We start from the raw sequence: 19,781 nt of genomic DNA on the forward strand, positions 1-19,781 counted from the left end.
AAGTTTATGAATAGACAACAATTTATTATCATAGCGCTGTTTACAGCTGCTGAGACCTATTTTTTTAATGAAGCCTGGATGACTGGTCGCTATATTATGGCAGCCTTTTGGGCCATTTTGCTCTTTCGAAATTTTCGAGTTAGTTATTTGATGGGCAAGATTGTAGATGTCATTGACCAGCATTTGAAAGGAAAAGACTAGTCCTCAGCTTCTAGACAAAATCAAAGCCTTTTAGGCTTTTTTTTGTTATACTATAAAAGTATATTTATTGACCTTTTACCGTGTTTTCTAGGGAAATCAAGTATGTTTCTAGTAAGTACTGTAAAGGCCTTGAAAAAGAAAGGAACTATCATGTCAGTATTAGAGATCAAAGATCTTCATGTTGAGATTGAAGGAAAAGAAATTTTAAAAGGGGTTAACCTGACCCTTAAAACAGGAGAAATTGCCGCTATCATGGGACCAAACGGTACTGGTAAATCGACTCTTTCTGCCGCTATCATGGGAAATCCTAACTATGAGGTTACCAAAGGTGAAGTCTTGTTTGATGGCGTAAACATTCTTGAGTTAGAAGTGGACGAGCGTGCGCGTATGGGACTTTTCCTTGCTATGCAATACCCATCAGAAATTCCTGGAATTACCAATGCTGAGTTTCTTCGTGCAGCTATGAATGCTGGTAAAGAAGACGATGAGAAGATTTCAGTTCGCGAGTTCATTACTAAATTGGATGAGAAAATGGAATTGCTCAACATGAAAGAAGAAATGGCAGAGCGTTACCTCAACGAAGGTTTCTCTGGTGGTGAGAAAAAACGTAATGAAATTCTTCAACTCTTGATGTTGGAACCAACTTTCGCCCTTTTGGATGAGATTGACTCTGGTCTTGATATTGACGCCCTTAAAGTTGTATCTAAAGGTGTGAACGCTATGCGTGGTGAAGGTTTTGGTGCTATGATTATCACTCACTACCAACGTCTTTTGAACTACATCACACCAGACGTGGTACACGTCATGATGGAAGGTCGTGTCGTCCTTTCTGGTGGTCCAGAATTGGCTGCGCGTTTGGAGCGTGAAGGATACGCAAAACTAGCTGAAGAACTTGGCTACGACTACAAGGAAGAATTGTAATTCCCTCGTATCTTTTAGGAGAAGTAAATGACTAAAGAAAATATTAAACTTTTTTCAGAAATGCACGCTGAACCAAGCTGGTTGGCTGACCTCCGTCAAAAAGCTTTTGATAAGATTGAGAGTTTAGAATTACCAGTTATTGAGCGTGTCAAATTTCACCGTTGGAATCTAGGTGATGGAACGATTACAGAAAGTGAGCCATCAGCAAATGTTCCAGATTTCACAGCTTTAGATAACCACTTGAAGTTGGTGCAAGTAGGAACCCAAACTGTTTTTGAGCAAACCCCAGTTGAGTTGGCTGAACAGGGTGTTGTCTTCACAGACTTTCACTCAGCTTTAGAAGAAATTCCAGAGCTGATCGAGGAATTCTTCATGTCATCTGTTAAGTATGACGATGACAAGTTAGCAGCCTACCATACAGCTTATTTCAACAGTGGTGCTGTTCTCTACATTCCTGATAATGTTGAGATTAAAGAACCAATCGAAGGAATTTTCTATCAAGACAGCGATAGTGATGTGCCGTTTAACAAGCATATTATGATTATCGCTGGTAAAAACTCTAAGATTAGCTATTTGGAACGTTTGGAATCTCGTGGTGAGGGTAGTGCCAAAGCAACTGCCAATATCACAGTAGAAGTAATTGCGCGTTCTGGAGCTCAAGTGAAGTTTGCTGCGATCGACCGTCTAGGTGAAAACGTCACTGCCTACATTAGCCGTCGTGGTAAATTAGGCAACGATGCGAGTATTGACTGGGCAATCGGTGTCATGAACGAAGGGAATGTCGTTGCTGACTTTGATAGTGACTTGATTGGTAACGGTAGCCATGCGGATCTGAAAGTCGTAGCTCTTTCAAGTGGCCGTCAGGTACAAGGGATTGATACTCGAGTGACTAACTATGGTTGCAACTCTATTGGTAATATCCTTCAACATGGGGTTATTCTTGAAAAAGCAACCTTGACCTTCAATGGTATTGGTCACATTATCAAGGGAGCTAAGGGAGCAGATGCGCAACAAGAGAGCCGTGTTCTTATGCTTTCAGACCAGGCTCGTTCAGATGCTAACCCAATTCTTTTGATTGATGAAAATGACGTAACTGCAGGACACGCAGCTTCTATCGGTCAGGTGGATCCAGAAGACATGTACTACCTCATGAGCCGTGGTTTAGATAAGGCAACTGCAGAACGTTTGGTTGTCCGTGGTTTCCTTGGCTCCGTTATCGTTGAGATTCCAGTCAAGGAAGTTCGTGATGAAATGATTGCGACTATCGAAGAAAAATTGTCAAAACGCTAAGGGGTAGCCTATGTTAGATGTAGAAGCTATTCGCAAGGATTTTCCAATTTTAGATCAAGTTGTCAACGATGAACCATTGGTCTATCTGGACAATGCTGCGACGACACAAAAACCACTAGCAGTTCTGAAGACGATTAACCGCTACTATGAGAACGACAATGCCAATGTTCATCGTGGCGTTCATACCTTGGCAGAAAGGGCGACAGCTTCTTATGAGGCGGCTCGTGAAACCATTCGTAAGTTTATCAATGCAGGCTCTACAAAGGAAGTTCTCTTTACCAGAGGAACGACAACCAGTCTCAACTGGGTAGCGCGCTTTGCAGAGGAAGTCTTGACTGAGGGAGACCATGTCTTGATTTCCGTCATGGAACACCATTCTAATATCATTCCTTGGCAGGAAGCCTGCCGTAAGACTGGGGCAGAGCTTGTCTATATCTATCTCAAGGATGGTGCTCTAGATATGGAAGATTTGCGAGCTAAATTGACTGATAAAGTTAAGTTTGTCTCCCTTGCTCACGCCTCAAATGTTCTTGGTGTGGTCAATCCAATCAAAGAAATCACTCAATTGGCCCACCAAGTTGGAGCCATCATGGTGGTGGATGGCGCTCAGTCTACACCTCATATGAAGATTGATGTACAGGACTTGGATGTGGACTTTTTTGCCTTTTCAGGTCACAAGATGTCTGGTCCGACTGGTATTGGTGTTCTTTACGGCAAAGAAAAGTATCTAGAACAAATGTCACCCGTTGAATTTGGTGGTGAGATGATTGATTTTGTTTATGAGCAATCTGCTAGTTGGAAGGAATTGCCTTGGAAATTCGAGGCTGGAACTCCTAACATGGCTGGTGCAATCGGACTGGCAGCAGCAGTGGATTATCTAGAAAAGATTGGTATGGACACAATTGAAGCCCATGAACAAGAATTGATTGCATACGTCTTTCCAAAATTGCAGGCAATTGAGGGATTGACCATATACGGTTCGCAAGATTTGGCTCAACGTTCAGGTGTTATTGCCTTTAATCTAGGTGATCTTCACCCTCACGACCTCGCTACTGCTTTGGATTATGAAGGAGTGGCTGTTCGAGCAGGTCACCACTGTGCGCAACCCTTGCTTCAGTATTTGGATGTTCCAGCAACAGCTCGTGCAAGTTTTTATATCTACAATACTAAGGCAGATTGTGACAAGCTAGTCGATGCCTTGCAAAAGACAAAGGAGTTTTTCAATGGCACTTTCTAAACTAGATAGCCTTTATATGGCAGTGGTAGCGGACCATTCGAAAAATCCACATCACCAAGGGAAGTTAGAAGATGCTGAGCAAATCAGTCTCAACAATCCGACCTGTGGGGATGTCATCAACCTCTCTGTCAAGTTTGATGCAGAGGATCGTTTGGAGGATATCGCTTTTCTAAACTCAGGTTGTACCATCTCAACTGCCTCTGCAAGCATGATGTCAGATGCAGTTTTGGGAAAGACCAAGAAAGAAATCTTAGAACTTGCGACTATTTTTTCTGAAATGGTTCAAGGTCAAAAAGATGAACACCAAGACCAACTTGGAGATGCGGCCTTCTTATCAGGCGTTGCCAAATTTCCTCAACGAATCAAATGTGCAACCCTAGCTTGGAACGCCTTGAAGAAAACAATTGAAAATCAAGAAAATAACTAAGGCAAGTTTATTTGTCTTATGAATCAGTAGAAATGAAGAATGAAAGAAAGGATATTATGGCTGAAGAAAGAGTAGAACCAAAACCAATTGACCTTGGTGAATATAAATTTGGTTTCCATGATGATGTAGAGCCTGTCCTATCGACAGGAAAAGGTTTGAATGAAGATGTCATTCGTGAACTATCAGCTGCAAAGGGAGAACCTGAGTGGATGTTAGAATTCCGTTTGAAATCTTATGAAACTTTCAAAAAAATGCCCATGCAAACTTGGGGAGCAGACTTGTCAGAGATTGACTTTGATGACTTGATTTATTACCAAAAACCATCTGATAAACCAGCTCGTTCCTGGGATGATGTTCCTGAAAAAATCAAAGAAACCTTTGAACGTATCGGGATTCCAGAAGCTGAGCGTGCTTATTTAGCTGGTGCCTCTGCCCAGTACGAGTCAGAAGTGGTTTACCACAACATGAAGGAAGAGTTCCAGAAATTGGGGATTATCTTTACAGATACGGATTCTGCGCTCAAGGAATACCCAGACTTGTTTAAACAATACTTTGCTAAGTTGGTACCGCCGACTGATAACAAGTTGGCTGCACTCAACTCAGCAGTATGGTCTGGTGGAACCTTTATCTACGTACCAAAAGGTGTAAAGGTAGATATTCCACTTCAAACTTACTTCCGTATCAACAACGAAAATACTGGTCAGTTTGAACGTACCTTGATTATCGTTGATGAGGGAGCAAGTGTCCACTACGTTGAAGGATGTACAGCGCCTACTTATTCAAGCAACAGCTTGCACGCTGCCATTGTAGAAATCTTTGCCTTGGATGGAGCTTATATGCGTTATACAACCATCCAAAACTGGTCTGATAACGTCTATAACTTGGTAACAAAGCGTGCTAAGGCTCAAAAGGATGCCACTGTTGAATGGATTGATGGAAACTTGGGTGCCAAAACAACTATGAAGTACCCATCTGTTTATCTTGATGGAGAAGGGGCGCGTGGTACCATGCTCTCTATCGCCTTTGCCAATGCTGGACAACATCAGGACACTGGTGCCAAGATGATCCATAATGCACCGCATACTAGTTCATCTATCGTGTCTAAATCTATCGCTAAAGGCGGTGGTAAGGTAGACTACCGTGGACAAGTAACCTTTAATAAAAATTCTAAGAAATCTGTCTCTCACATCGAGTGTGACACCATTATTATGGATGATTTATCAGCATCAGATACCATTCCATTTAATGAAATCCATAACTCGCAAGTTGCTTTGGAACACGAAGCCAAGGTTTCTAAGATTTCAGAAGAACAACTCTACTACCTCATGAGTCGTGGTTTATCAGAAACTGAGGCAACCGAGATGATTGTCATGGGATTTGTGGAGCCCTTCACAAAAGAACTTCCAATGGAATATGCAGTTGAGCTGAACCGTTTGATTAGCTATGAGATGGAAGGATCAGTTGGGTAAAATTTGATTTTAGATTTATACTCAATGAAAATCAAAGAGCAAACTAGGAAGCTAGTCGCAGGCTGTACTTGAGTACGGCAAGGCAACGCTGACGTAGTTTGAATTAGATTTTCGAAGAGTATTACCCAAAATCAAGGACTTTGAAGACGAACTTGTAACAAAAAAATCGCGGTTTAAAATCGCGATTTTTTTTATAATTTTTCGTTGATGAAGCGGATAAACTGATTCCACCAAACTTTTAAGAAGAAGGCTTTTTCAACTTTCTTTTCTGCTACCATTTCAAAACTAGGACGTTCTGTAGTGATATAACCTTGTCCAATCAAGTCATTATCTTCATAAGTCAAATGTCCAACTACTGTTCCGGCTTCAAGTGGTGCTGGGATTGCCTTAGAATCAGGTGTGAATTGAATAGATTGGGAAGATTGATTCCCAACACGTTCAATTAGAGTAATATCATCTTTGGCAACAGCAGTGACTGTATCTTCTTTTCCGTCTTGTACAGGGGCTTTGCTATCTTGATAGGCATCACCTTTCTGAACGATTTTACGGAGTGTGAATGTAGAAGAGATATAATCCATTAGTGAGGATGTAGCTGTAAAACGAGCATAAGGGTTATTGTCCTGATGATCGGCATTCAAAACAACTGTGATAACCCTCATCCCTTTTTCGACAGTAGTACCTACAAAAGATTCTCCGGCTTTGTCTGTTGTTCCTGTTTTCAGTCCATCAAAACCACCACGGTAAGCAGGCATTCCTTCTAACATGTAGTTGGTAGAAGTGATTGTCATTCCAGCAAAAGTTGAAGAAGGTTTTTTCGTGATTTCTAAGACTTGTGGGTATTTTTTGATGAGGTTGCGAGCAACGATAGCAACATCATATGCACTGAGCTTATTTTCCTCATCTTTTTTAGAGCCTGGGTAAATATTATCCCCTAGAGTCTCATTGTTAAGCCCCGTCGTATTGACAACTGTGGCATCCTGAATTCCCCATTCCAAGAGTTTTGCCCGCATCATATCGACGAAATCTTTTTCTGAGCCAGCAATTTTCTCGGCTAGGGCAATAGCGGCACTGTTAGCACTAGATACTAGTGTTGCTTCCAGTAGCTGCTCGACAGTATAATTACGAGCCTCCATAGGGACGTTACTCGCTTCGGAATTTGTCGTTAATTTGTAAGGATAATCAGAAATATCTACCGGAGTGGATAGTGTAATACTGCCGTTTTCCAAGGCTTCATAGACAAGATAAACCGTAATCAATTTTGTGATTGAAGCGATTTCAACTGGCTGAGTTGCATCTTTTTCATAAAGTATTTTACCAGTATTTGCCTCAACAGCAATTGCATGTTTAGCAGCAATATTAAAATCTTGTGCAGCGACAGTCGATGCTGAGCCAATGACGGAAAGGCTTAGGAGAGTTAAAATTATTTTTTTCATAGTAAGTTTATTCTATCATAAAGAAAAAAATATTCCCAGTTTCATGATATAAGAAAGAAGCTTTTTTGAAAGTGTGGTAAAATAGATGAATGGAGGTACCTCATGTTTCGTAAGAATAAATTATTTTTTTGGACCAGTGAGATTTTACTATTAACCATCATCTTCTATTTATGGAGAGAGATGGGAGCGATTATTACACCTTTTGTAAGCGTCGCAAACACTATCATGATTCCCTTTCTTTTAGGTGGTTTTTTATATTATTTGACCAATCCTATCGTAAATTTTTTACAAAAGTATTTCAAAATTAATCGTATCATTGGAATTCTATTAACCTTGTGCGCCTTGGTCTGGGGACTAGTTATTGGGGTAGTTTATCTCTTACCGATTTTGGTCAATCAGTTGACCAGCTTGATTGCGACTAGCCAGACTATCTACAGTCGTCTTCAAGATTTGATTGTTGATTTATCCACTTATCCAGCCTTTCAAAATTTGGATATTCAAGCGACTATTCAACAGTTAAACCTATCCTATGTAGATATTCTACAAAATATCCTAAATGGTGTGACGAATAGTGTTGGAAGTGTCCTATCAGCTCTCTTTAGTACTGTTTTAATTATTATCATGACACCTGTGTTTTTGGTTTATTTTTTGTTAGATGGTCACAAGTTCTTGCCGATGCTTGAACGTACTGTTTTAAAGCGAGATAAGTTGCATATTGCAGGTCTGCTAAAAAATTTGAATACTACAATTGCTCGATATATTAGTGGAGTCGCCATTGATGCGATTATTATTGGTTGTTTGGCCTTTATCGGATATAGCGTGATCGGTTTAAAATATGCTTTGGTCTTCGCCATCTTTTCAGGATTAGCCAATCTCATTCCGTATGTGGGACCAAGTATAGGTCTGATTCCGATGATTATAGCCAATGTCTTTACTGATCCTCATAGAATGCTGATTGCAGTTGTTTATATGCTGATCATTCAACAAGTGGATGGGAATATTCTTTACCCTCGCATTGTTGGTGGTGTGATGAAGGTTCATCCAATTACGATTTTAGTATTACTCTTGTTATCAAGTAATATCTACGGTGTTATTGGTATGATTGTAGCAGTACCAACCTATTCTATCTTAAAAGAAATTTCTAAGTTCTTATCACGTTTGTATGAAAATCATAAAATAATGAAAGAACGAGAAAGAGAATTAGCTAAGTAAAAGTCAGGAAATTCCTGATTTTTCTTTTTGTTTAATTAAGTGATAGGAGTAGAAGTGTCGTTTAGATTAGCCGATTAAGAATAATTCACAAAATGTGTGTAAAACACTTGCAATTTAGCTGAAATTTGATAAAATAGTAAGGAAAGTTAGACTGTATTGCCTACTGTCTATCTATAAAATATATTTTATTGGAGGCTTTTACTCAAATGGCAAAAGAAAAATACGATCGTAGTAAACCACACGTTAACATTGGTACTATCGGACACGTTGACCACGGTAAAACTACTTTGACAGCAGCTATCACAACTGTATTGGCACGTCGCTTGCCTTCATCAGTTAACCAACCTAAAGACTATGCGTCTATCGATGCTGCTCCAGAAGAACGCGAACGCGGTATCACTATCAACACTGCGCACGTTGAGTACGAAACTGAAAAACGTCACTACGCTCACATCGACGCTCCAGGACACGCGGACTACGTTAAAAACATGATCACTGGTGCTGCTCAAATGGACGGAGCTATCCTTGTAGTAGCTTCAACTGACGGACCAATGCCACAAACTCGTGAGCACATCCTTCTTTCACGTCAGGTTGGTGTTAAACACCTTATCGTCTTCATGAACAAAGTTGACTTGGTTGACGACGAAGAATTGCTTGAATTGGTTGAAATGGAAATCCGTGACCTATTGTCAGAATACGACTTCCCAGGTGACGATCTTCCAGTTATCCAAGGTTCAGCTCTTAAAGCCCTTGAAGGTGACTCTAAATATGAAGACATCGTTATGGAATTGATGAACACAGTTGATGAGTACATCCCAGAACCAGAACGTGACACTGACAAACCATTGCTTCTTCCAGTCGAAGACGTATTCTCAATCACTGGTCGTGGTACAGTTGCTTCAGGACGTATCGACCGTGGTATCGTTAAAGTCAACGACGAAATCGAAATCGTTGGTATCAAAGAAGAAACTCAAAAAGCAGTTGTTACTGGTGTTGAAATGTTCCGTAAACAACTTGACGAAGGTCTTGCCGGAGATAACGTAGGTGTCCTTCTTCGTGGTGTTCAACGTGACGAAATCGAACGTGGACAAGTTATCGCTAAACCAGGTTCAATCAACCCACACACTAAATTTAAAGGTGAAGTCTACATCCTTACTAAAGAAGAAGGTGGACGTCACACTCCATTCTTCAACAACTACCGTCCACAATTCTACTTCCGTACTACTGACGTTACAGGTTCAATCGAACTTCCAGCAGGTACTGAAATGGTAATGCCTGGTGATAACGTGACAATCGACGTTGAGTTGATCCACCCAATCGCCGTAGAACAAGGTACTACATTCTCTATCCGTGAGGGTGGACGTACTGTTGGTTCAGGTATGGTTACAGAAATCGAAGCTTAATTCGATTTAGTTCCCAGAAGAACAATTATTTAAGTCAGACACTAAAAGAATCTTGCTATGCAAGGTTCTTTTTTTCTGATATTGAACTAAAATTGAAGGATTGCTTACACAAAAAAGCTCTATACACTTGGTGTGCATAGAGCAAAGGGAGCTTTATTGGATATAGAGTTCTTGATTTTTTAGGACAATTTCTCGTACACTTGCAAACTTCTTGAGTTTTTTGATTTCTTCAGGATGAGTTACGAGAGTGATAACATAACCTTCCTTGCCCATACGGCCAGTACGGCCAGCACGGTGAGTGTAGGTTTCGCTATCTCTAGGAACATCAAAGTTTACGACACATTCGAGGCTATCGATATCAATTCCACGTGCCAGAAGGTCTGTTGCTAGAAGCAGAGTTAGCTGCTTGTCCTTAAATTTTTCCAAGATAACTTTTCTAAATTTGACATTGACATCACTAGCGAGGGAAACAGCCAAGATATCCCGATACTGTAGTTTTTCTTCTGCACTTCCTAGATCTGACAGGCTGTTAAAGAAGACGAGACCTCGGAAATCTTCCACATGAGCTAGTTTTCGTAGCATATCCACTCGGTGACGTTGGTCTACCTGCATGTAGAAGTGTTGGATGTTGTCTAATTTTTGGTCAGAGAGATCAATGGTACGTGTGTTAGGCGCAATCTTTTCTTGGTTAAACTTAGTTGTCGCACTCATGTAGACGAGTTGGTGGTCACGAGGTGCGTAGTGAGTGATTTTCTCGACAAAGTGAATCTGAGAATCATCAAACAATTGGTCAAATTCATCTAGAATGATGGCTTCCACATTCATCATCTTGATTTTCTTCAGTTTAATGAGTTCAAAGATACGGCCTGGTGTTCCAATCAGAATTTCTGGCCCTTTTTTTAGGCGTTCAATCTGGCGTTTCTGACTTGAACCTGATAAGAAGAGCTGTGCAGTCAATCCGATAGCCTCTGCCCACTTTTTACATACATCAAAAATTTGTCCAGCAAGTTCTGTATTCGGTGCTAGAATCAAGAGTTGTTGGGCTTTTTTCTTTTGTAGTCTGAGAAGACTTGGTAGGAGATAAGCTAATGTTTTACCAGTTCCTGTTGGGCTCACTCCTAGGAGGTTTTCTCCAGCAAGAAGGGGTTCAAATAGTTGGGTTTGAATGGGGGTGAATTCTTGGAAACCGAGTTGGTCACTTAGTTCTTGCCATTCAGTCGGTAGTTTGGTTTTCATTTTTCTGCCTCAAATCTAATGCCAGCAGTCTGGCGCATGGTATACAGTAGCTCATGAACTGAACTTGCATCTTCCAGCCAAGTTTGGTAGAGATTCGGCTCTGGTTGCTGGATCGTGTGTGCAAATACAGCGACTTCCTCAGTCATCGTATGAGGAGCCTGTTGGATAGGGAGTTGGATTTGATTTCCTTGGTGGTCGGTAAAAATAGCTGAGCGAACATGCTCGATAGTGTTGAGGGTCAAGGTTCCATCTGTCGTATAAATCTCGCAAGGAAGATTGGAAGTGATGTTTTTCCCAGCCTTGATATGGACTTGGAAGTCGGGGTAGAAGAGAATCCCATCTCCATTTAGGTCGATGCTATTGTCAAGCTGTTGCCCTTGATAGGTGGCATCTAGAGCCTTTCCAAAGAGACGAACAGTAGCGTAGAGGGGATAAATCCCCAAATCCATAAGAGCTCCGCCAGCAAAACGGTCTGAAAAGACATTTGGTGTCTGTCCAACCAACAAATCCGGCATTTTAGAAGAATACTTGGCATAGTTGAAATCTGCCCCTAAAATTTGCTTGTCTGCTAAAAAGTTCTTGATAGTAATAAAAGCTTCCTCGTGGTAATTGCGAGCTGCTTCAAAGATAAAACAGTGATTTTCCTTAGCTGTTTGAACCAAATCCAGCCAGTCTTGTGGCTGAGTGACAGCTGGCTTTTCAAGAATGACGTGCTTACCTGCAGATAAGGCATCTTTTGCCTGAACAAAATGCAAGGAGTTTGGGCTAGCAATATAGACCACATCAAAGGAACTATCGAAAAAATCTTCTAGCTTGTCAAATAAGTGGACATTACTGTAGCGACTAGCAAACATTTCTGCAGTTTCTATCTTTCTAGAATAAACTGCGACCAGTTGGTATTTTCCACTGGTATGGGCTGCTTCTATGAAGTGGTGGCTGATAGCCCCTGTTCCGATGACACCTAATTTAAGCATAGATACTCCTTTTCCGATTTCAAATCCTTCTTTCATTATAACATAGATAGACGGGACTATCCAACAGAGGGTAAAAAATTTCAAATAAGCTACTAGGTCTTTTCCAAAGAAAGTGGTACAATAATGAGACGAGTAAATGAAATGGGAGGGGAAATGAGGTTATTACCTATAAGGAAAATATCACGTCAGTCTAAGAGGCTAGCGCTTTTTTTGACTTTTTGTGCAGGTTATGTAGATGCCTATACTTTTATTGTGCGAGGGAACACTCTTGTAGCTGGACAAACTGGGAATGTTGTCTTTCTTTCAGTAGAATTAATCCAAAATAATGTTTCAGATGTTAGGGATAAGGTTCTCACTTTGCTAGCTTTTATGATGGGGGTCTTTTTATTAACTGTTTATAAGGAAAAATTGAGAATTGTAAAAAAACCGATTCTGTCACTGATTCCTTTGGCAATCCTATCAATAGTTATTGGTTTTGTGCCGCAGACGGTAGATAATATCTATCTAGTACCTCCCTTGGCCTTCTGTATGGGCTTGGTGACAACTGCCTTTGGTGAAGTATCGGGGATTGCCTACAATAATGCTTTTATGACAGGAAATATCAAGAGAACCATGCTGGCTTTTGGAGATTATTTCCGGACCAAGCACACTCCTTTTTTACGTGAAGGGTTCATATTTGTTAGCCTACTTAGTAGTTTTGTCCTTGGCGTTGTCTTTTCAGCCTATTTGACGATTTTCTATCATGAAAAGACTATCCTAGGTATTCCAATCATGATGAGTATTTTTTATCTCAGCATGCTTTTTGCTAAGTGGCGGAAAAAAGTAAAAGAAAAAGATTCATTTTAGGTGTTATTACTTGTAAGAAAATAGGAGATATGCTACAATTGAAGAGTTGACTATGCACGATCCTGTGCAACCGCACGAACATCGTTGCTTGATTATTCAAGTTTAAGTGGTTCGTCCCACGATGCTAGGCGAGTCTTCACAAAAATTCGGGGAAACCCATAAAAATCATAGGAGGTGCATAATGAGCACATACGCAATTATCAAAACTGGCGGAAAACAAGTTAAAGTTGAAGTTGGTCAAGCAGTTTACGTTGAAAAATTGAACGTTGAAGCTGGTCAAGAAGTTACTTTTAACGAAGTTGTTCTTGTTGGTGGTGAAAACACTGTTGTCGGAACTCCACTTGTTGCTGGAGCTACTGTAGTTGGAACTGTTGAAAAACAAGGAAAACAAAAGAAAGTTGTTACTTACAAGTACAAACCTAAAAAAGGTAGCCACCGTAAACAAGGTCACCGTCAACCATATACTAAAGTTGTCATCAACGCAATCAACGCTTAATTTTAAGGAGAACACATGATACAAGCAGTCTTTGAGAGAGCCGAAGATGGCGAGCTGAGGAGTGCGGAAATTACTGGACACGCCGAGAGTGGCGAATACGGCTTAGATGTCGTGTGTGCATCGGTTTCTACGCTTGCCATTAACTTTATCAATTCCATTGAAAAATTTGCAGGCTATGAACCAATCCTAGAATTAAACGAAGATGAAGGTGGCTATCTGATGGTGGAAATTCCAAAAGATCTTCCTTCACACCAAAGAGAAATGACCCAGTTGTTCTTTGAATCATTTTTCTTAGGTATGGCAAACTTATCGGAGAACTCCTCAGAGTTCGTCCAAACCAGAGTTATCACAGAAAACTAACACGGAGGAAAACATTATGTTAAAAATGACTCTTAACAACTTGCAACTCTTCGCCCACAAAAAAGGTGGAGGTTCTACATCAAACGGACGTGATTCACAAGCTAAACGTCTTGGAGCTAAAGCAGCTGACGGACAAACAGTTTCAGGTGGATCAATCCTTTACCGTCAACGTGGTACACACATCTATCCAGGTGTAAACGTTGGACGTGGTGGAGACGATACTTTGTTCGCTAAAGTTGAAGGCGTAGTACGCTTTGAACGTAAAGGACGCGATAAAAAACAAGTTTCTGTTTACCCAATCGCTAAATAAAAAGGTCCAGTGAACCTTTTTATCCCGAGCCTTGAAATGTAAAGGTGAGGAAGCTAGAAGTAGCATGAATAAGGCTTTCCGAGTTTTTCGGGAAGCCTATTTTTTTGTTTTGGTATCCATCATTAATTTGATCCTAGTGCAGTTGGATTTCCATTTTTTTATTAGATGATTAGAACAAAATAGTTAAAATGTGCTATAATAAAAAGTAACATCAATTTTTAAAATTGATAGAAAAACGGAAGGTATTTACATATTTTTTAAAAGAAATGAAGGTCAATTTAGAGAAACAGACCGTGTTACAAGATTTAAGTTAATCAAGTCTGGTAAACACTGGTTACGTGCCTCTACTTCTCTTTTTGGTTTATTTAAAGTCATTCGTGGCGGAGTGGATACAGCTCAAGTATCAACAGAGGTTGTTGAGGAGCGTTCTTCTACACCATTGACAGGAATCGATGTCCTTAAGGGGATAGTAGCGGCTGGTTCGGTTATCGGGGGAGGAGCTATCGTTCAGACGCAGGTTTATGCTAATGAACAAACAGCAGTAGAAAAAGTAATTGATACAGATAGCACGCTCGTCAATTCGGACAAAGTTGTTCTTGGGACAGTTGGTCAAGAGAATCAAGATTTGCCATCCTCAGAGGTCACTTCTCATTCTATCAGTGAGAGTGTCTCAGTATCTGAAAGTCATTCATTATCAGAGTCTTTGTCTACAAGTACTTCTGCATCAGTATCTGCCTCAACTTCTACTTCTACTTCAGCATCTACTTCAACATCAATTTCAACTTCAATTAGTACATCTGAATCAGTAGCTAAATCAGAAAGTCTTTCTGGGACTGTCTCTACAAGTTCTGCAGTTACAAATTCAACAAGTCAGAGTGTTACTGGTGAAACTTCTAAGGTAGAGGAAGTAGTAGCGAATAAAGATAGTGCTACAATTACCTATAAATCAACTCCAGCAAACTTGAATATTGCTTCAGCAAATGCGGTAGTATCTGACAAAGTTATTGCTAGTGAAGCAACTGCCTTAGCAACTACTGCAACAGGGGTAGTAACAGCAACTGAAACTGACAAAAAACGTGCAGAGCAAGAGAAAAAACTCAAAGGACTTTCTGATGAAATCGGAACTTATCTTGCTCGATTAGGTCATCGTGAAGGAGCAGAGTCTACCCTTCTAAAAGGGAAGTCTACAATTTATGCTATCAAAAACGCTTTAGTAGATCCCAATGCTGACCTTAATGCTCTTATCACTGAAGCTACTAGAACACGTAATAGCGTGGTGAACACTGTCCTTCGTGCTAGTACAGGGGCACGTGACTATCGTACAGGCCAACCACTGACAAAATCAAATGACTTACGTGCCTTTGATACAAATGCTTCTTTGGGAAGAGCAGAATATCAATCAAGAGCTAACCTAATCGTTACAAATGAGAACCAGGCAGATTACTTTGAAACAACTGGTACAGCTTATCTTGATAATGGTACCGTAACCCTGACGGAAAATACTGGTGGTCAAGCTGGTGCCTATACCCTTAAAAACAAGATTGATTTGACTGAAAGCTTTACATTGAAAGGAAAGCTCAATCTTGGAGATGCTTACGAAGGATTTAAAAATGGGCACGAAGGCGGTGACGGTATTGCAGCAGTATTTTCAACTGCTGATCCTGGGGTCATCGGTAATGCTAATGGGAATGGTTCGGGTGGATCTCTCGGTATGGGAGGAAGTAATCTAAGAGGTTCCTTTGGATTTAAACTCGATACATGGCATAATACTGGTAGACCTACTGCTAATAATAAAGTATCAGCTGACCCTAAATATGGTGGTACTAGCTATCAAAGAGGTGCCTTTGGTGCTTTTGTTTATAACTACAATGGAAATAATGCACAAGCTCAAGGAAGTGTCTACCCAGTAATCCGTACGGTTGAAAAACTATGGGATAGTCCATATGATAATTCTCTAAAGGACTACACACTATCCTATGATGGTAGAACAAAAGAGATGACGGTAACCTATAATGGTCAAACTTGGTCTCTCGATTTGAATCGAGATCCATTAGCAATTTCGAGCGATATACAAGTAGATGGATTCCCACCTTCTAAAGCGCTTGAGTACCAAAATAAGAAAAATACATTACTTTCAAACGCTGGAAATCCTGAAGAGTTAGCCTTAGCAATCTTTGCTTCGACTGGTTCTGGAACCAACCTACAACAATTCAGACTAGAAAAATTCCAGTATTCTGCTAAGGGTGCCTACGTTGTCGTTAAATTTATCGATGCGGATACTGGTGAACAAATCCCTGGTAGGCCGGAGAAATTTGTACAGCTTCCTGAAGGTAGAACTGTTGATTTTTCACAGCTTTTGAACATTGACGGTTATCAACTGAGAGCTAGCAACGTTTCCACTGCTCGAGGATATGTATCGGGCAATACGGTTAGGGTTATTGAAGGTAAACAAACAATCACTTATTCCTTCCATAAGATTAGACAAAATGAAAAATATGATGCAGTTGCAAAAGTTCCAACTGTCTACGCTGTTCAAGGTGAGGCTACATCAGATCTTGCTAATGTCAATAACTTTCTGACTATCAATCCAGTTGATAGCTCAACACCTGCAGTGTCTGGGCAAAGTATTGCTTGGGTAACTCCAATCTCTACAACTACAATTGGAAGTCAGATAGCTTTGGCGCGCGTGACGTATTCGGATGGTTCTCATGATGATGTGAACATTCCTTACACTGTATATCCAAAAGTTGAAACGAAGACAAAAGATGGTGTGACAGGTCAGTTCTACGCCTTTAAAGCAGTTCCAGGTAGTGACAGAACTGTTGGAGGAAGCTATGCCAATAATATTGGTGGTTATTCAAACCTCTATCTCAACCTTCCATCAGGCACTACATTCTCTTATGAATATCGCCTTAATAACAATCCAAGTGCCACATTGAGTAAACAAGATGGCTCACCTGACTTCAGTACCGTATGGCATACAACAGGTGCTAATCCTGTGTCACACCGTACAACTTACACAGTAAGAGCTACCTATCCAAATGGACGTTATGGTACGGCAACAACAAGTAATCCTGCTTTGACAAGTGAGACAAGCTTTACTTACACAGTAGTGGACCCAGTTGTAAACAAGAGTATGTTACAACAGTTGGTGATAAGGCTTCATTAGCTGACATCATTGCCAATCCAGAGAATGCTATTAAGAATTCTGATACTGGAGTTGCGGTACCAGCAGGAACAAGCTATAGCTGGCAACAAGCTCCAGATGATGCCATGGTCGCAAATCCAGGATTCTATACTAGAAAAGTAAATGTCACTTTACCACAAGGATCAACAGATGCTTCAAGAAATAGCACGCTGGTTCCAGTAATCTTTAAGGTTAATCCTCAAGCACCACAAATCGCTGATGATCAGGTGACAAATACAGGTGGTCTTCCAAATAAAGGAATTACTGTAACGAATGCTCTACCAAATGCGCAGGTTACCTTGACAATTGGTGGTAAAACTGTTACTAAACAGGCTGATAATGCAGGAAATGTAACCTTCTCATCTACTGATGTTGCAGATAGCAATGGTCTTCTTCCGACAGGAAATGTAACAGTTAAACAAAGTAAGGAATTCCTTAACCCTGTAACGAATCGCAATGAATCGTTGGAATCAGGAATAGTGACTAAGAGCATTACTAAGGAACTGATTAAACCTGAGGCGACAAAAACTGTTGTAGAAGTGAAGGATCGTGTTACTAAACAGTGGAAGGTAGTTCCGCAAACAACGGCACAAAATCTACCAGAACATACCTTCTATGCAGGTGATGAGCTTCGCTTCACCACAACCTTCACAGATAATAGTAACTATATCAAGAAAACAAACGTCCATTCAGGTACAACAAGTGCAACAATTGTGACAAATGTTTTGGATAATTCATTTGGAGAGGCAAATGCGACAAACATTTCTACTTTGACGGAAGCTACTTCAACTAATCCAGCTAAATTGGTAGTTACAGGAAAAGTTAAAGACGGTCTACAATATAGTAATAGTAATGCTGCAACTCGTTCTATTTCAGCAGAAGATGCGTCAGATAATCGTTCAGATGGTTCTACTTTCAGAATAAAACAAGGTAGTCTAGCAGTAAGAAATGCTGACTTGAATCCTGATAAGAAGATTAAGGTCACAAGCCTAGCTAGATTGACAGAAACTGAAAAAACAAGCATTATAGAAGCTGTTAAGAATGCCCATGATACATCTACAGAAAAAGAAAAAGAACGTATCCAGGACGTTACCATCGAAGGGGATAATGTCAAGATTACCTATAAAGATGGTCAATCTCGTACTAAACCAATCTCAGATTTGGCAATGGAAGTTAACCCACCAGTTATTGAAAACTTAAGTGGACGTGGAGGTTTACCAGATCAAAGCATCACGGTAACCAATGTTCTTCCAGGAGCAACCGTAACCTTGACAGTTGCAGGTCAAACAGTTAAGAAAAAAGCAGAAGATAACGCTAACAGCGTAACTTTTACTGCGGATGAGTTGAAAAAGGTTTATGATGCAAATAATGGCCTTCTTCCTTCAAGTACTACACCTAATGTAACTGCGACTCAAAGTGTACCAGCAGGTCCAAATACAACTGAAGTGTTAGCTTCAGAGCCAGGTTCTGGTACGATTACTCCTGAACGTGTAAATCCAACAATTACCTATACTGTTACAGTAAATGGTCAAGAGCCTAAGAGAGATAGCAATGGTCGCTATTTGTTCTATGCTGGAGACAATATTCAGATTACTTATACAGGTAAAGATAATAGTGGTAAATTAGTCACACTGAAGGTCTCTGGTAATAGAAAAAACTTGACGGACTTCTTCGAAAACAGACCTGAGTGGGGAACTGGTCCTATCACTAATATTGATAAATTGACCAATGATGACCAAACGACATTTACCATTAATGCGGTTACTAATAAAGATCTTGCGTGGAGATCAGGAAACACTTGGGGACGTTGGCTCAATGCTACAGATCCTAGTGGGAACAGTGTTGACGTAGGAGAAATTCGTATTCAACAAGATCAGTTGCAAAACTTGTTTAAGAAGCCGGCCATTGACTTGACTGAAGTTAAGGATAAAAATCATTTATCGGAATCTGATAAGGAAAAAGTTCGCGAAGAAATCAGAAAAGCTCATGATAAAGTGACTCCAAACGGACGGGATCGTATTTCTAGCATTGACGTAAGTGAGAATGGAATTGCAACTGTCTACTATAAAGATAATGCTAAAGTAACATCTGGTAGTCAACCATATGCACCGACGATCTATAGTCAAGATGAAACTGTTTCAGACAAGAAATATCGCTCTGAGTCAGCTTCAACCAGTGCATCAGAATCAGCGTCAACTAGTGCATCGGTAAGTGCAATGACTAGCGCAAGCACGTCAGCAAGTACATCTGTATCAACAAGCGCGTCTGAGTCAGCATCAACAAGTGCATCAGAATCAGCAAGCACATCAGCTTCTGAATCAGCATCAACAAGTGCGTCTGAGTCAGCATCAACAAGTGTAAGTGTTTCAACATCAGCGACTCATTCTACTTCAACTAGTCAAGATCCTCAAGATGATAGTACTAAGACTCGCAAGCAACTTCCAAATACTGGAACAACAGCTTCAGCTACAAATGCTCTTCTCGGAGCTGTAGCAGGTCTAACAGGATTAGGTTTAGTGGCTAAACGTCGTAAACGTGATGATGAAGAATAAGTCTTGTATTATGAAGATAATAAAAGACTAAGTTAGCTATGAGAAAACCTCCAAGGATTGTATTATCCTTGGAGGTTTTTAGCTACTTGGGAAGAGCCTAACTTTGTCGATTAGTAAATTAATTTTTAATAGTTCAGGGGACAAAAAAATAAAAGTGGTAGCTTTTAAAACTAAGTTCCAGTTTCCCACAACCTAGCTTTTAGTAGGAGAAAAACGCGTGACATCAG

General features: G+C 40.3%; 17 protein-coding genes and 1 other annotated feature. Of the genes, 14 read left to right on the forward strand and 3 right to left on the reverse strand.

All coding sequences use genetic code 11. The annotated features are described in order from the left end of the window. The first annotated feature begins 6 nt into the window (after window positions 1-6). From M1F37_RS08160 to sufB, 6 genes are all read left to right on the forward strand, one after another. Window positions 7-201, forward strand: a complete 195-nt coding sequence (locus M1F37_RS08160) for a DUF3272 domain-containing protein (RefSeq protein WP_001081602.1) — start codon at window positions 7-9, stop codon at window positions 199-201. Window positions 202-351: 150 nt separating this feature from the next. Beyond that, window positions 352-1,122: a Fe-S cluster assembly ATPase SufC gene (gene sufC, locus M1F37_RS08165; protein WP_000114489.1), complete on the forward strand. Its 771-nt coding sequence runs from the start codon at window positions 352-354 to the stop codon at window positions 1,120-1,122. 27 nt (window positions 1,123-1,149) lie between these two features. Next, window positions 1,150-2,412, forward strand: coding sequence for a Fe-S cluster assembly protein SufD (gene sufD, locus M1F37_RS08170; protein WP_084863206.1), 1,263 nt, complete (start codon window positions 1,150-1,152; stop codon window positions 2,410-2,412). Between the two features lie 10 nt (window positions 2,413-2,422). Then, complete coding sequence (locus M1F37_RS08175) at window positions 2,423-3,649, forward strand: cysteine desulfurase (RefSeq protein WP_247935419.1); 1,227 nt, start codon at window positions 2,423-2,425, stop codon at window positions 3,647-3,649. After that, a complete protein-coding gene (gene sufU, locus M1F37_RS08180) occupies window positions 3,636-4,076 on the forward strand; it encodes a Fe-S cluster assembly sulfur transfer protein SufU (protein WP_247935420.1) in 441 nt (146 codons plus the stop codon). The genes M1F37_RS08175 and sufU overlap by 14 nt, the downstream gene beginning before the upstream one ends. A gap of 56 nt (window positions 4,077-4,132) precedes the next feature. After that, the gene (gene sufB / locus M1F37_RS08185; RefSeq protein ID WP_247935421.1) at window positions 4,133-5,545 is read left to right on the forward strand and encodes a Fe-S cluster assembly protein SufB; all 1,413 of its coding nucleotides are present in this window, start codon (window positions 4,133-4,135) and stop codon (window positions 5,543-5,545) included. Window positions 5,546-5,736: 191 nt separating this feature from the next. On the opposite strand, the gene pbp3 is transcribed toward sufB, so the two are convergent. Next, window positions 5,737-6,978, reverse strand: coding sequence for a D-alanyl-D-alanine carboxypeptidase PBP3 (pbp3, locus tag M1F37_RS08190; protein WP_247935422.1), 1,242 nt, complete (start codon window positions 6,976-6,978; stop codon window positions 5,737-5,739). Window positions 6,979-7,080: 102 nt separating this feature from the next. Here pbp3 and M1F37_RS08195 point away from each other — a divergent pair, with 102 nt between their 5' ends. Further along, complete coding sequence (locus M1F37_RS08195) at window positions 7,081-8,190, forward strand: AI-2E family transporter (protein ID WP_247935423.1); 1,110 nt, start codon at window positions 7,081-7,083, stop codon at window positions 8,188-8,190. Between the two features lie 206 nt (window positions 8,191-8,396). Continuing rightward, window positions 8,397-9,593, forward strand: coding sequence for an elongation factor Tu (gene tuf / locus M1F37_RS08200; RefSeq protein WP_001040724.1), 1,197 nt, complete (start codon window positions 8,397-8,399; stop codon window positions 9,591-9,593). Window positions 9,594-9,746: 153 nt separating this feature from the next. Here the strand turns inward: tuf and M1F37_RS08205 are convergent, their stop codons facing one another. Both M1F37_RS08205 and M1F37_RS08210 read right to left on the reverse strand, forming a co-directional pair. Continuing rightward, window positions 9,747-10,829, reverse strand: coding sequence for a DEAD/DEAH box helicase (locus M1F37_RS08205; protein WP_247935424.1), 1,083 nt, complete (start codon window positions 10,827-10,829; stop codon window positions 9,747-9,749). After that, on the reverse strand, window positions 10,826-11,803 hold the full coding sequence (locus tag M1F37_RS08210) for a Gfo/Idh/MocA family protein (protein ID WP_247935425.1): 978 nt from the start codon (window positions 11,801-11,803) through the stop codon (window positions 10,826-10,828). The genes M1F37_RS08205 and M1F37_RS08210 overlap by 4 nt, the downstream gene beginning before the upstream one ends. 141 nt (window positions 11,804-11,944) lie before the next feature. On the opposite strand from M1F37_RS08210, the gene M1F37_RS08215 reads away from it, so the two are divergent. From M1F37_RS08215 to M1F37_RS08240, 6 genes are all read left to right on the forward strand, one after another. Further along, window positions 11,945-12,649 (forward strand): YoaK family protein, encoded by a 705-nt coding sequence (locus tag M1F37_RS08215; RefSeq protein WP_247935438.1) that lies wholly within the window; start codon window positions 11,945-11,947, stop codon window positions 12,647-12,649. Window positions 12,650-12,707: 58 nt separating this feature from the next. Next, window positions 12,708-12,795 (forward strand) — a sequence feature (ribosomal protein L21 leader region). A 35-nt stretch (window positions 12,796-12,830) separates the two neighbouring features. Further along, window positions 12,831-13,145 (forward strand): 50S ribosomal protein L21, encoded by a 315-nt coding sequence (rplU, locus tag M1F37_RS08220; RefSeq protein WP_000109141.1) that lies wholly within the window; start codon window positions 12,831-12,833, stop codon window positions 13,143-13,145. A gap of 15 nt (window positions 13,146-13,160) precedes the next feature. After that, window positions 13,161-13,505 carry a ribosomal-processing cysteine protease Prp gene (locus tag M1F37_RS08225; protein WP_000613699.1) on the forward strand — a complete coding sequence of 115 codons (345 nt, stop codon included), beginning with the start codon at window positions 13,161-13,163 and terminating at the stop codon, window positions 13,503-13,505. Between the two features lie 16 nt (window positions 13,506-13,521). Continuing rightward, window positions 13,522-13,815 (forward strand): 50S ribosomal protein L27, encoded by a 294-nt coding sequence (gene rpmA / locus M1F37_RS08230; protein ID WP_006154204.1) that lies wholly within the window; start codon window positions 13,522-13,524, stop codon window positions 13,813-13,815. A gap of 250 nt (window positions 13,816-14,065) precedes the next feature. Beyond that, entirely contained in the window at window positions 14,066-16,984 is a 2,919-nt protein-coding gene (locus M1F37_RS10090; RefSeq protein WP_348771863.1) for an accessory Sec-dependent serine-rich glycoprotein adhesin, read from the forward strand. 104 nt (window positions 16,985-17,088) lie between these two features. Beyond that, window positions 17,089-19,554: an LPXTG cell wall anchor domain-containing protein gene (locus M1F37_RS08240; protein ID WP_419991950.1), complete on the forward strand. Its 2,466-nt coding sequence runs from the start codon at window positions 17,089-17,091 to the stop codon at window positions 19,552-19,554. The last annotated feature ends 227 nt before the right edge of the window (window positions 19,555-19,781 follow it).

It is taken from the genome of Streptococcus mitis, assembly GCF_023109105.1.
Lineage (GTDB): Bacteria > Bacillota > Bacilli > Lactobacillales > Streptococcaceae > Streptococcus > Streptococcus mitis_BW.